The sequence below is a fragment of the Thalassospira sp. MIT1004 genome (genome assembly GCF_001858545.1).
Lineage (GTDB): Bacteria > Pseudomonadota > Alphaproteobacteria > Rhodospirillales > Thalassospiraceae > Thalassospira > Thalassospira xiamenensis.
Map to the genome: position 1 here is coordinate 270,645 of NZ_MCAO01000033.1, position 12,800 is coordinate 283,444.

Below are 12,800 nucleotides of genomic sequence, written 5' to 3' on the forward strand. Positions count from 1 at the left end.
GTCGAAAACAATAAAAACAGGGTTGCAGCCGTCTTTAAAAGGCTTCATCTGGCGATTTAATAGCCCCGTGAGCCGAAAATTGCTGTCCCGACACGGATATGGGTCGCGCCAAGCCGGATTGCTGCCTCGTAATCGCCACTCATGCCCATGCTTCGAATGGCCAAACCATGACGGTCGGCAATTTTGCCTAACAGGGCAAAATGCGATGCCGGTTCCTCATCCACCGGCGGGATGCACATCAATCCCTTGATCGGCAATTTCAGGCGTTCGATGCAATCGATAATAAAATCATCGGCATCGGCCGGGGCTATTCCGGCTTTCTGCGGTTCTTCTCCGATATTGATCTGGATATAAAGATCGGGGCATTCGCCGGTCGTATCGCGATGCTTTGCCAGCGCATTGGCAAGTTTTGGACGATCAACGGTTTCGATCACATCAAATAACGCAACCGCATCTTTTAGCTTATTGGTCTGAAGCGGCCCGATCAGATGCAGTTCGATATCAGGGAATTCATCCCTCAGGCCCGGCCATTTCCCTGCTGCTTCCTGTACCCGGTTTTCACCAAACACCCGCCGCCCGTCGACAAGAGCGGGTCGCACATGATCGGCATCGTGGTTCTTGCTGACACAGATCAGGGTGACATCGCTGGGTGCGCGACCAACCGCTGTACAGGCTTTATCGATATTTTGCTGGATCTCGGCAAGATTGGCCGCGATGTCGGGATTGCCGGATGACAGATGCTGATCGCTCATGGATGATGGCCCAAATCGGTACAGGAATCGGTGAAACAGAATCGGGATACTATCAATGGATGCCACACTGGCAAAGCAGGCACGCCAACTCAATTTGCGCAATGGCGGTTCTGATTGCCCAATCCCGCCGATCATATTGATGACCGACGACAAACGCATGCCCGATCCGATCCCGGCAATCATCGGTCTGCCGCGCAGAAGCATGGTAATTTTCCGACACTACGGGCTCAAACCCAAGGACCGCGCACACCTTGCCTACATCGTTCGGCGAACCTGTCGCCAATATGGTCACCTTTGCCTGATTGCCGATGATCTTGCACTGGCCTTGCGCCTAGATGCCGATGGTATTCATTTGCCGGAATACCGCATCGAGAAAAGACCACATATCTATCGGCAAATACCACACGACATGTTTGTGACATCCGCCTGCCACAGCTTGCAAACGCTGCGCAAGCTGGCACTTCTCGCACCCGATCAACGTCCCGATGGTGTTCTGATCTCGCCGGTTTTTGCCACCCAAAGCCATCCCGGTGAACCGGGCATGACGTTTTCGATATTCCTTCAAAGAACTGCTTTTTGCCTCAGTCTTGGCCTTATCCCCGTTGCCCTTGGCGGCATAAAACCCGACAATGTCGCCCTGTTAAGGGGATCGGGCGTTGCATCTTTGGCCGGGATCGGGTTCTCTGCCACATAACACCGAGCAAAAGGTGACCGGAGATCGCCCGAAAATGCCTGCACATCACCATCCCGCCCGTAAGAAATTTACCCGGTTTGCATCAAAACAGCCGTTTCAGTTCGGCCTGCCCAATGTCAGCCCGGACCTCGTGCAGGCATCGGATAATAGCCCGGCCTATCTGACACGCACCTCATCGCTTTTGCGCCAGCAAATTCTTGCCAATGCGCCATCAGTAAAAATCATATCAGATAGCGTTCAACCTGATGTGCTTGCCCGCGATGCATGGGCCGATACCGATTTTGACCGGAAACGGGTCCTGTTTTTGATCCCGGACGATGCGATTGGCGATTGTGTCGGCATGGTTCTGTTTCTGCGTGCCTTTGCAACAAAATATCCCGGCGCGAAAATCGCTGTGCTCAATAGCGGTACGGCGTCTGACATATTCGCCACCATCCCCGATATCACGATCTTTCAGCTTTTCATCTCCGCCAAACGCCTCAAAACATTCGACTATCTGATCGATTTCAGCGAGATGGAAGGCTGGAAAGATATCGCGACCATGCCGGTTAACCCGGAAGAGGCACTTTGCGAGGCATTCGGAGTTCCGCCGATCCCGCTTGCATCCGAACGCGCACCGAAACTGGCATCGGGTATGAAAATTGGCATCCTGCCAATGGCCTCATCCCCCCTTCGCACCCTTCCCCCGGAACTAGTGCACGAAACCACAGAACTCCTTGCACAAGCCGGATTTGAAACCACTCTGATCCTCAACGCCTATCAGGGGGTAATGAAGAAATATAAGGACACGATCGGGTCGTTCAACACACCGAATATCCGCGTCGTTGACGGTTTCAAAACCATTGGAAATCTCGTGTCCTTCATCCGGGAACAGAATTATGTCGTGCTGGCCGATAGCGGACCTGCCCATATCACCAAGCTGTTTCAAACGCCCGGCATTGGTATCTATAGCTCGGCCTCTGCCACCGTTTTACAGGGCCGCCATCACAACCTTTACCCTTGGCAAAGCAGTTATAAAGGCGAGTTCTGCGAAGCGCCCTGCGGGCTTGCAAAATTGCGCGCAACCACATCGGGTGAAATCGGCTGCATGGGTAGCCTCCGACTTCCAATGTCGGAACTCGGAAACCTGCCGGTCAATTCTGACAGGGCACTGGCCGAACGGCTTGTGACCGAAAATCCGGTTCCCTGCGTCGCCGACCTTGTCGCACAGAAAGACCGCTTTTTAGCTTTTCTGCGTCAGGATATCGGGATCTGAGCCAGAACAACGGATGTTGGACAAAAAAGAAAAGGGCGGAAAACCGCCCTTTTCAAATCACGCTAATTCCCAGGAATTAGAAGGTCAGTGCCAGACCGGTGACAACGCCGTAACCGTCATTGTCCTCTGCGCCATCGACTTCGTCATCGAACCAGAAGATCGAGGATTTCCAGGCAACGCCGGCACCAAGGGTGTAGGCAAGGCCCAGATCGGCGGTGCTGATTTCACCGGTACCGTTACCACGGCTGCCATTACCATATTCAGCATAGCCATAGGTCAATGATACAGCTGCGGCATCCATTTCATAGGAAACACCAACGTCGAACTGATCGGTATCGTCCGGATTGCGGCTACCTTCGCTGAAGCCATAGTCATCGTCGGTATGGGAATAGGAGCCGCCAACGGTGAAGTTGCCGAAACCAACATTCAGACCGCCACCAACAAGATTGCCTTCCCCCCAGTTTTCGCCAATCGCGGAAACACCAAGCGAAATACCGTTGAAATCACCCATGTATTCAAGCGCACCGGAAACGATGTTGTCGCCAGAACCCGAGGTATCGGAATGCAATCCACCGATTGCGCCGTTCGAGACGTTTTTATCGAAGGAACCATTTTTACCACTATCATCCGCAAAGGATACACCAGCGCGGAAGCCGCTGAAACTCGGCGTGAAGTACGTGACGCGATTCTGATCACCATTCGGGACAGTGGTGTCGATCAGATAGGAGTTAACCCAGATGTCGAGGTCGCCATCGTTAACGCCAACCGGACCTACTGCTGGTGCAACGATCTGCATCGAATCGGCTGCACTATCGTTTTTGCCCATCTCAATACGACCGAAATTGCCGCTGACATACAGGTACTGTTCATCGATCTGGTCACTGGACGTTTCGCCTTCTAGCTCGACCACCGCACCAACTTCAATACCGTTATCGAGGGTGGTCGAGCCCTTGAAATGAATTTCGGTATCGGATTGGAAGGCGTTGTTGCGATCACCGACTTCCTGATCGGCAAAACCGGCCCACTGGTTCATGTAACCACCAACCGACAATTTAATCGGCTCGGAGGCCTGAGCTTGGCCGACAAACGCAACAGCAACAAGTGCGCTTGAAGCGATCAATATCTTTTTCATTTTACCCTCTTGGTTTTACGTGTGGACCGAGCATTTGTCTCAATAGACATGCTCGAACTCTCCCGACTGATAAAACGATTTAAATGACCAATAGTCAATTATAATGGAATAGATAATGTTTTTTGTCGCAAGTTTGTGGCAGAATAAGCACACTCAGATATTAAGGCCTATTACTCTGGGAACAATGATATTATCCCAGCAGACTTTGCAATTTCACATCCGCCCGATTATATGACCTATAGTCATTTAAATTACATGCTCAAAGCAACAAGCATTGGAAACATGGCTATCCACACACATGGCCAAAGATGACATTATCGCGCAGGCATTCCCTCTGCCTGCGCGAATTTTTATTGTCGCAGCACAAAACAAGTTAAGATCGTTTAATATTGGCAAAAATATCTTTCGCAGATAACCAACCGCAGCCAACAGAACATCGGTAATTTCTAAATAAAAAATCCCGCTCAGCGTTTTACAACAGAGCGGGATTGGCAATAAGAAGGGGGCTGAAAACCGCCCCCTTCAAATCGTACTAATTCTGGATGAATTAGAAGTCGAGACGCAGACCGGTTACAACACCGTAGCCATCGTTATCAGCAGTGGTATCGTTCTCCTGATCGAACCAGAAGACCGACGAACGCCACGAAACGCCAGCACCAAGAGCATAGCGCAGACCAAGATCAACCGCGCTGACGTCACCGGTACCGAAATCTTCATAACCATAGGTCAGGGAAACGGCAGCAGCATCCATGGCGTAAGACACACCAATATCAAATGCGTCCAGATCCTGGCCGGCAGTGTCACGCGAGCTCAGACCATAATCGTCGTCGGTATGGCCATAAGAACCACCAACGGTGAAGTTGCCAAAGCCAACATTAGTACCCAAGCCGTACCAATTGCCTTCACCCTGGTTTTCACCAACAGCCGACAGACCAAGCGATACACCACCGAAGTCACGGTTGAATTCCAGACCAGCGGAGATGATGTTGTCGCCAGCGCCCGAAGTATCGGAGCTCAGACCGCCAACAGTGGTTGAAGTACCTGAGGTGGTTACGGTTTTGTTGAAGGTACCGTTTTTGCCGCTATCATCAGCAAACGACACACCTGCACGGAAACCACCGAAGACCGGGGTGTAATAGGTCGCACGATTCTGGTCGCCGCTGGAGCGAACGGTGTCGATCAGATAAACGTTCGACCACTGGTCCATGTCACCGTCGTTGACGCCAACCGGGCCAACTGCCGGTGCGGTGATGCCCATGTCATCGGCGGCACTATCGTCTTTACCCAGTTTGAACTGACCGAAACCACCATTAATGTAAAGGTACTGTTCGTCGATCTGGTCAGAGGAGGTTTCACCTTCAAGTTCGATTACAGCTCCGATTTCAATGCCGTTATCAAGCGTGGTCGAACCTTTGAAGTGAACTTCGGTGTCAGACTGGAACGCGTTTTTACGACCACCGGAAGCAGTGGTATCTTCGTCAGAGAAGCCAGCCCACTGTTCCATGTAACCGCCAACCGACAATTTGATCGGTTCGGAAGCGGAAGCCTGGCCTGCAAAAGCAATAGCAACGAGCGCGCTGGAAGCAACAAGAATCTTTTTCATCTTACCCTCTTTATAATCTGTAGCCGATCAGCAACACCGTATTCCACACAACATGTCAGCTGACCACTGAGCGAGAGTAAAGCGGATATAATGACTTATGGTCAATTGATTTAAATGACCGATGACCAATTATGTCATTACGTGTGATATTTTAATCACAAATATTGCGGTTTTTTTCGTCATTTTTTCTGACCGTAAGCTACAAGAATAAAACCCGATGGCCTCCGGTAAAATATGCTTCCAGATAAATGACCGCCTATCCATTTATGTATGCTCGCTACAAAAAGGCTGAATTTCAGTTCTAAGTCGTAAAACGAAGATCAGCCATGATGTCATAAAGATGATCTGACGTACCTAATCGCTCACAGCTTCCTAAAACAAAAAAAGAAGGGAGCGATTTCTCGCTCCCTTCTCGCGTTTCTAGTTCTCTAAAGAGAATTAGAAGGAAAGTTTCAGGCCGGTAACTGCACCGTAGCCGTCGTTGTCGCTGGTGGTACCAGCTTTGTCTTCGTCAAACCAGAAGACAGAAGACTGCCAAGCAACGCCTGCGCCAAGCGTGTAGCTCATGCCCAGAGCAGCGCCCTGAGTTTCGGTGCTGCCAGTTTCCTGATATGCATAGGTTGCCGAAACAGAAGCAGCGTCCATGGCGTAGGAAACACCAAGGTCAAATGCATCGGTATCGTCAAGGCCAGCGGTGCTGTTACGCGAAGTCAGACCGTAGTCTTCTTCTTTGGTGCCGTAAGAGCCGCCAACAGTGAAGTTGCCGAAGCCAACGTTTACGCCAGCGCCATACCAGTTACCTTCACCCTGGTTTTCACCTTCAAGCGACAGACCAAGCGAGAAACCATCGAAGTCATTCGAGTAAGCAACAGCAGCAGAGACGATGTTGTCACCAGCACCCGAAGTATCGGAGGTCAGGCCACCAACGGTGGTAGAAGTGCCCGAAGTGGTAACGGTTTTGTCAAAAGTACCGTTGGTACGGCTGTCATCAGCGAACGACACACCAGCCTGGAAACCGCCAAAGTTCGGGGTGTAGTAGGTAACGCGGTTCTGGTCACCAGAAGACGGAACGGTATCGATTACGGTCATGTTGACCCAATCTTCCATACCGCCATCGTTCGGGCCAACCGGGCCAACAGACGGAGCGGTTACACCCATAGCGTCAGCCGCACTGTCGTTTTTACCCATTTCGATACGACCGAAGCCGCCGTTGACGAACAGGAACTGCTCATCCACCTGGTCGGTCGAGGTTTCGCCTTCGAGCTCGATACGTGCACCGATTTCGATGCCGTTATCAAGCGTGGTCGAGCCGGTGAAGTAAACTTCGGTGTCAGACTGGAACGCGTTTACACGACCACCAGCTGCATCGAGGTCCTGGTCAGCGAAACCAGCCCACTGTTCCATGTAACCGCCAACCGACAGTTTAATCGGCTCAGAAGCCGAAGCCTGGCCTGCGAAAGCAACAGCGACGATCGCGCTGGAAGCAAACAGAATCTTTTTCATCTTTTCCCTCAACGTCTTTGCAAGTGCGGAAAACCGCCTACAAAAATTAGATGAACGACTTTTCGCCGTTCGGTTCGGGGTAATGGAGCCAGTAAAACTATGGCGCGTCAACAACACTGTGATCGAAAAGATACATTCCCGCATCTTAGTTGCATATTTGACACACATGTTTTTGTTTGCTCCAAGCCGTGTCGGCCCTATAGTGCGGGCAGAAATTCTGATGCCTTGGACAAGGAATGGACCGTGCGATTGTCTCTTGTTAAAGTTTTTGCCCAGGTTGCAATATGTTTGCTGCTTGCAGCATGTGGTGCGGGCACCCAATCCGAATATGATAGTTATCCGGGCTCCGCGCCGGGTGACAAACGTGTTGGAACAACCGGCCGCTCGCAAACAATCGCGGACCAGAAAAAAGAAGGGACCCTGTTTGGTCCCGACGGCTTTAATTTTCTGGGTGGTGATGAAAGCAAGAATCAGGGCAACGGCACAGGTATAGGTGTGAACAGTTTTCTGTGGCGCGCATCCCTTGATACCCTCTCCTTCATGCCGCTGAATTCAGCCGACCCGTTTGGCGGTGTGATCATTACCGATTGGTACAGCCCGCCGGAAACACCAAACGAGCGTTTCAAGATTACGGGCTATATCCTCGGTACCGCCCTTCGCTCCGACGCGATCAAGGTCTCTGTCTTCCGACAGGTCCGAGTTGGAACGGACCAATGGGCAGATGCTGTGGTTGAACCAAGTACGATAACCGCAATGGAAGACTCGATTCTGACCCGTGCGCGTCAACTGCGCATTGACAGCGCAACCGCACAATAAGCATTCTGTTTGGATATGCCAGACACACCTATATATGTGTCAGGTCAATACAACCCCCATTCGCTGACACGTGAATGGGGGTTTATCTTGGCCCTTCATCGACCTGCATTATCACAATACGGGGATGATCTGCGCGCTGGGCGACTTGCAATCGCGTGCGAAATTCTTGGCCTGCTTCCTGCTTGGGAAGAACAAAAGGATTTTCCCCGCCAGCCAAAAAATGCAGGACCGGTTTCAACAGACATCATCGAAAACAATCTGGCAAAGCTTCATTCCCAGATAGGCAGTGATATCTTGTGCCTCACGCTTCTGGCAGATGTGCCACTTGATCGTCCTTTGCATATTACCCAAAGCAGCCTGATCGGCCATTGGCGCTGGCTGCGTCAGGTTTGGACCAAACTGGCGATAGACGAGCAGGCCTTTACCTTTATGCCTGAAGCCCAGGCTCACAGTTTACGAGATACGCCGAAAAGCAAAATTGTAGACGAGCTTGCAAAGGGTCGTTTCAATACGGCCGTTGCGAACCTGCGTAGCGACTTCAAGTCTCTTTCAAATAACAGCGACTCAGCTAAAGATCTTGAACTCAGACTTTCTTTCATCACGAACCTAACTCTGTTTTGCCCTTTGATCGGATCGGAACTATTGTATCGTCTTGGTCATGCGCCTTTCGGCAAAAACCATCACGCAAAAAATAGCGAGGAATGACGTTGCGCACCCTGTTATCGATTATCGCCGTGCTTGCCCTGACCGGCCTCACCGCTTGCGGCTTCCGCCCTCTTTATGCCGAGGATAAAGGCGGTGACAGTACCGCGGTCGATATGGCGAGGGTCAAAATATCGATGATGGAAGACCGAATCGGACAAATAACACGTAACGTTCTGGTCGAAACGCTGACCCCGCGCGGCCAAACTGTTCGGCCGGAATATACTCTCGATATTACTCTTGATGAATCAACTTCCGAACTCGGTTATACCAAGGACAATGAAGCAACTATTGCCGACTACATTTTGAGCGCCCAGTACCAACTTTCTCGAATTTCCGACTCAAGAATACTCCGTTCAGGCACGCTTCGCGCCCGAACAACTTACAACCTTGTCGACTCCGACTTTGCCTCACTAGAAGCAGAGTCCGCCGCCCGCTCAGACGCTGCCCGGAATCTTGCCCGACAGCTTGCCAATCAGGTCGCCGTTGGCCTGCGCAGCGGACGTTAGGTAATATCACGCAATGAAGCTCAAGGCGGCACAGGTTGAAAATTTCCTTCGCGCTCCCGATGCCAAGGCGCAACTCGTCCTGATCTATGGCGAGGATGAGGGGCTTGTACGAGAACGTGCGGTCAGACTTGCCAAAACCGTGGTCGAGGATCTCAAGGATCCATTCCGTGTAATCGAACTTGGCACCGCCCAGCTTAAGGAAGACGCCAGCCGTCTGCGCGATGAAGCCGCCGCCATCAGTTTTGGTGGCGGGCGCCGTGTGATCCGAATCCGCGACATTAGCGAGGCACAGGCCCCCGTCATTGCCGATTTCCTTGCCGATCCCGCCGGTGATGCCCTGATCGTCATCGAAGCCGGCAGCCTTGCGTCCAAATCGAAACTGCGTCAGACGGTCGAGAAAGCCGGTAATGGCATGGCACTGCCCTGCTATGCCGACAGCGGACGAGATATCGAAGCCCTGATCAATTCCGTCATGGAAGATCACAAACTGCGCATTGATCGCGATGCCATACGCTATCTGGTCGGTAACCTGGGCTCTGACAGGATGATTTCACGAAGCGAACTTGAAAAACTGGCTCTTTACGCTCTGAAAGAAGGTCAGGTCACATTGGCCGACGCGATGTCCTGTGTCGGGGATAGTTCCGCCCGCCATTATGACGATGTCGTGCAGGCCGTATCCCAGGGCAATGTCGCAAGCCTCGATAGCGCCCTGACCCGCCTGGTCGAAGAAGGCCTCAATCCGGTTGGCGCACTTCGCATGATGATCGGCTATTTTCAAAAACTACATCTGGTCAAAGGCCAGATTGCACAAGGCACGAATGCCGAACAGGCGATGAAATCGTTGCGTCCCCCCCTGTTTTTCAAGGCCGCAGATCAGTTTCGCGCCAATCTGCAGAATTGGGCATTGGGAAATCTGCAACGCGCCCTGCAAATCCTGCTAGAAGCCGAAAAGGATTGTAAAAGTGGGCTCGCCATCCCCGAAACCATCGCACACCGCGCGATGATCAAGGTCGCCGTTGCCCGCCAGAAGCAGGGCAGACGCTAACGACTATCCAATCCGCAACCGATAAGCAGCCCCACTGAACGAGTCGCACGGGGCTGCTTATCGGTTGCGGATTGGATATAAAAATCTATTCGTCGCTATTACTTAGGGCTCCATGAGCTTTACTCTTCAGGACTTTCGCGTCCGACAATGTCTCAAGCGCCTCTTCACCGACTTCATCCTGCTCAATCGGCATATCGCCTTCTGGCTCGTCTAGAAACGAGTCATCGACATCCAGCGCGATCTCGGTCGCGTCGGCAATCGATTCGAGCTCGTCAGTCAGAAGATCATCATCGATAAACATCGAATCGAATTCGTTGTTCCCCTCACCTTCGGGAACAAGCGGATCATCATCGTCATTAACCGGTGCCGACTCGCCCAACCGTCCCTGACTCAAACGTTTGAGAATATCGTCAAGTTGCTCAAGGGTTTCATACCGAACAGAGATTTTACCACCCGCCCCGTCAAAATCGATATTTACTGCCAGCCCCAACATATTGCTAAGATCATGCTCTAGCGCCACTGTATCTGGATCTTTATCGCTTGTGCGTCCCGACGAAGGCTTCTTCTGGCGCGCGGTTTTACCGCCGTCACTTTTCACCAGTTTCTCGGTCTGGCGAACGTTTAGCCCCTTCTTGACGATCTGGTTTGCCAGCTCGACCGCGTTATTCGCCCCCAACAGGGCCCGCGCATGACCGGGGCTCAGCACACGATCCGACAACATCTGCTTGATCGGTGCAGGAAGCGTCAACAAACGCAGGCTGTTCGCAATATGACTGCGGCTTTTGCCAAGCGCCTGAGCCAATGCCTCCTGAGTATGCGAAAAATCGCTCATCAGGCGGCTATAACCTTCGGATTCCTCGAGTGGCGACAAATCCTGCCTTTGCAGGTTTTCGATCAGGGCAATCTCGGCGGTTTCCCTGTCGTCAAAATCACGTACCAGAACCGGCACTTCGTGCAATTGCGCCCGCTGTGCAGCCCGCCAGCGACGTTCACCGGCAATGATTTCATAGGTGGTTTCACCTGTAGAGGACGCCCGCACAAGAATCGGCTGAATAATACCCTTCTGACGAATCGATGCCGCCAGATCGTCAATCGCCTCGTCATCAAAATTGCTGCGCGGCTGGAATGGTGATGGCTTCAGATCGGTGATGGCAATCAGCTGTGTGGTCCCGCCAGGGCCTGGATGAGCAACAGCCTCATTGCTACCAGCAACCGCTGCACCGACATCATCGTCTTCCTCGCCCAGCAGGGCCGATAGCCCCCGTCCCAAACCGCGTTTTTTTGCCTCACTCATGCCTTCACCCCTTCGCGTTTCAGAACTTCGCTTGCAAGATTAAGATATGCCCGCGACCCCGGACATTTCATATCATAGACAAGCACCGGCGTACCGTGGCTTGGCGCCTCTGATACACGGACATTGCGCGGGATCACCGTGCGATAAACGACATCACCAAAATAGTCGCGTACGTCATTGGCTACCTGTGCTGACAGGTTGTTACGCTTGTCATACATCGTCAAAACAATGCCCTGAATTTCAAGAGCAGGGTTAAAAGCCTTTTTCACCCGCTTAATGGTGCGTACCAGATGGCTTATCCCCTCCAGCGCGAAAAACTCGCACTGGAGCGGCACCAGAACCGCATCACTGGCAACCAACGCATTAAGCGTCAGCAAGCCAAGTGACGGCGGGCAATCGATCAGCACATAATCGACATCATGCGGCAACCGACCGAGCGATTCTTTAAGCTGCATCTCGCGGCGTTCAAAATCGACAAGCTCGATCTCCGCCCCAGAAAGATCCATACCTGATGGCACAATCGTCAGGCGTGGAATAGCAGTTGCCTTGCGTGCTTCTTCCAGCGTATTGCCGTTGATCAGCACGTCATAAGAACTTATCTGGCGCTCAGACGGACGCAGGCCCAAACCGGTGCTTGCGTTGCCCTGCGGATCAAGATCAACGATCAAAACCCGCTGGTTCACAGCCGCCAACGCAGTTGCCAGATTAATCGTGGTCGTGGTTTTACCAACCCCGCCCTTCTGGTTGGCCACGGCAATGATCCGCGGCCTGTGACCGGCCTCGGAAGAGATTGAAAGCGGCAAATCAATAACGTCGGTCACCGGTCAACTCCTTGCAAAATCAACACCACGCCTTCTGGATCAACCAGGCTGGCATGGGTGGTTACAGTGAATACCCAACCGGCTGCACGTGCATCGGCCAGCTCTTCCTCAAAGGCACGTCCTTTTAGCAACACATAATGCCCGCCCGGTTTAAGATGCCGCTGCCCAAGCTCCAGAAGCTTTGGCAATGGCGCAAATGCACGGGCTGTAATCACGTCGGCTTCACGCGCGTTGGCGACTTCAATACGCTCGCGGGCAATTTCGATCTGGCCCAACACCCCACAAACCCGCGCTGCTTCCAGCAGAAACACGGTTTTCTTGGTGTTTGATTCCATCAAAATTACGTCATTAGCTCCCAAAATCGCCAAAACGATCCCTGGGAACCCTGCCCCGGAACCGAAATCGACAATTTTCCCGCCACGGACAACGTCTTCCACATACGGCCAAAGTTGCGCAGAATCCTGTAAATGGCGTGTCCAGACGTCATCAGCCGTGCTGGCACCAACGATATTGATCCTCGGCTGCCATTTGACAACAAGGTCAGCATAAAGGCCAAGACGGTCCAATGTTTCACGTGAAACATTCAAATCGGTCTCAAACCATGTTTTTACGGGTTCTGAAATGGATTGCATGTTCGAGTTATAATCCGCGTTAATGATTCGCACCAGACTTGA

13 protein-coding genes are annotated in these 12,800 nt (G+C 52.2%); 6 read left to right on the top strand and 7 right to left on the bottom strand.

The window, feature by feature from the left end:
• Window positions 1-56: 56 nt before the first annotated feature.
• Window positions 57-752, bottom strand: a complete 696-nt coding sequence (locus BC440_RS12775; RefSeq protein WP_063092360.1) for a YggS family pyridoxal phosphate-dependent enzyme — start codon at window positions 750-752, stop codon at window positions 57-59.
• A 55-nt stretch (window positions 753-807) separates the two neighbouring features.
• Between BC440_RS12775 and BC440_RS12780 the strand changes: the two genes are divergently transcribed.
• Together BC440_RS12780 and BC440_RS12785 are read left to right on the top strand one after the other, a co-directional pair.
• Entirely contained in the window at window positions 808-1,446 is a 639-nt protein-coding gene (locus tag BC440_RS12780; protein ID WP_063114486.1) for a thiamine phosphate synthase, read from the top strand.
• Window positions 1,447-1,480: 34 nt separating this feature from the next.
• On the top strand, window positions 1,481-2,701 hold the full coding sequence (locus tag BC440_RS12785) for a glycosyltransferase family 9 protein (RefSeq protein ID WP_063092287.1): 1,221 nt from the start codon (window positions 1,481-1,483) through the stop codon (window positions 2,699-2,701).
• Between the two features lie 76 nt (window positions 2,702-2,777).
• Here the strand turns inward: BC440_RS12785 and BC440_RS12790 are convergent, their stop codons facing one another.
• The 3 genes from BC440_RS12790 to BC440_RS12800 form a co-directional block, all read right to left on the bottom strand.
• Complete coding sequence (locus BC440_RS12790) at window positions 2,778-3,833, bottom strand: porin (RefSeq protein WP_063092286.1); 1,056 nt, start codon at window positions 3,831-3,833, stop codon at window positions 2,778-2,780.
• A 547-nt stretch (window positions 3,834-4,380) separates the two neighbouring features.
• Window positions 4,381-5,436, bottom strand: a complete 1,056-nt coding sequence (locus tag BC440_RS12795; protein WP_063092285.1) for a porin — start codon at window positions 5,434-5,436, stop codon at window positions 4,381-4,383.
• Window positions 5,437-5,874: 438 nt separating this feature from the next.
• Window positions 5,875-6,939, bottom strand: coding sequence for a porin (locus tag BC440_RS12800; protein WP_063092284.1), 1,065 nt, complete (start codon window positions 6,937-6,939; stop codon window positions 5,875-5,877).
• A 249-nt stretch (window positions 6,940-7,188) separates the two neighbouring features.
• On the opposite strand from BC440_RS12800, the gene BC440_RS12805 reads away from it, so the two are divergent.
• The 4 genes from BC440_RS12805 (at window position 7,189) to holA (ending at window position 10,011) form a co-directional block, all read left to right on the top strand.
• Complete coding sequence (locus tag BC440_RS12805) at window positions 7,189-7,755, top strand: DUF3576 domain-containing protein (protein ID WP_063092359.1); 567 nt, start codon at window positions 7,189-7,191, stop codon at window positions 7,753-7,755.
• Window positions 7,756-7,842: 87 nt separating this feature from the next.
• On the top strand, window positions 7,843-8,460 hold the full coding sequence (locus tag BC440_RS12810) for a hypothetical protein (protein ID WP_063092283.1): 618 nt from the start codon (window positions 7,843-7,845) through the stop codon (window positions 8,458-8,460).
• The gene (lptE, locus tag BC440_RS12815; protein ID WP_063092282.1) at window positions 8,457-8,966 is read left to right on the top strand and encodes an LPS assembly lipoprotein LptE; all 510 of its coding nucleotides are present in this window, start codon (window positions 8,457-8,459) and stop codon (window positions 8,964-8,966) included. The genes BC440_RS12810 and lptE overlap by 4 nt, the downstream gene beginning before the upstream one ends.
• A gap of 13 nt (window positions 8,967-8,979) precedes the next feature.
• Window positions 8,980-10,011 (top strand): DNA polymerase III subunit delta, encoded by a 1,032-nt coding sequence (holA, locus tag BC440_RS12820; RefSeq protein ID WP_063092281.1) that lies wholly within the window; start codon window positions 8,980-8,982, stop codon window positions 10,009-10,011.
• 85 nt (window positions 10,012-10,096) lie between these two features.
• Here the strand turns inward: holA and BC440_RS12825 are convergent, their stop codons facing one another.
• From BC440_RS12825 to rsmG, 3 genes are read right to left on the bottom strand one after another with little or no spacing between them, the layout of a single operon-like run.
• A complete protein-coding gene (locus BC440_RS12825; protein WP_063092280.1) occupies window positions 10,097-11,305 on the bottom strand; it encodes a ParB/RepB/Spo0J family partition protein in 1,209 nt (402 codons plus the stop codon).
• Entirely contained in the window at window positions 11,302-12,126 is an 825-nt protein-coding gene (locus tag BC440_RS12830; RefSeq protein ID WP_007088522.1) for a ParA family protein, read from the bottom strand. Before BC440_RS12830 ends, BC440_RS12825 begins: the two co-directional genes overlap by 4 nt.
• The gene (gene rsmG / locus BC440_RS12835) at window positions 12,123-12,758 is read right to left on the bottom strand and encodes a 16S rRNA (guanine(527)-N(7))-methyltransferase RsmG (RefSeq protein ID WP_063092279.1); all 636 of its coding nucleotides are present in this window, start codon (window positions 12,756-12,758) and stop codon (window positions 12,123-12,125) included. The genes BC440_RS12830 and rsmG overlap by 4 nt, the downstream gene beginning before the upstream one ends.
• Window positions 12,759-12,800 lie beyond the last annotated feature (42 nt).

Bases quoted from the DNA above. Each gene is read 5' to 3' on its own strand.
- BC440_RS12775 (WP_063092360.1), bottom strand. From the start codon at position 752: ATGAGCGATCAGCATCTGTCATCCGGCAATCCCGACATCGCGGCCAAT.
- BC440_RS12780 (WP_063114486.1), top strand. From the start codon at position 808: ATGGATGCCACACTGGCAAAGCAGGCACGCCAACTCAATTTGCGCAAT.
- BC440_RS12785 (WP_063092287.1), top strand. From the start codon at position 1,481: ATGCCTGCACATCACCATCCCGCCCGTAAGAAATTTACCCGGTTTGCA.
- BC440_RS12790 (WP_063092286.1), bottom strand. From the start codon at position 3,833: ATGAAAAAGATATTGATCGCTTCAAGCGCACTTGTTGCTGTTGCGTTT.
- BC440_RS12795 (WP_063092285.1), bottom strand. From the start codon at position 5,436: ATGAAAAAGATTCTTGTTGCTTCCAGCGCGCTCGTTGCTATTGCTTTT.
- BC440_RS12800 (WP_063092284.1), bottom strand. From the start codon at position 6,939: ATGAAAAAGATTCTGTTTGCTTCCAGCGCGATCGTCGCTGTTGCTTTC.
- lptE (WP_063092282.1), top strand. From the start codon at position 8,457: ATGACGTTGCGCACCCTGTTATCGATTATCGCCGTGCTTGCCCTGACC.
- holA (WP_063092281.1), top strand. From the start codon at position 8,980: ATGAAGCTCAAGGCGGCACAGGTTGAAAATTTCCTTCGCGCTCCCGAT.
- BC440_RS12825 (WP_063092280.1), bottom strand. From the start codon at position 11,305: ATGAGTGAGGCAAAAAAACGCGGTTTGGGACGGGGGCTATCGGCCCTG.
- rsmG (WP_063092279.1), bottom strand. From the start codon at position 12,758: ATGCAATCCATTTCAGAACCCGTAAAAACATGGTTTGAGACCGATTTG.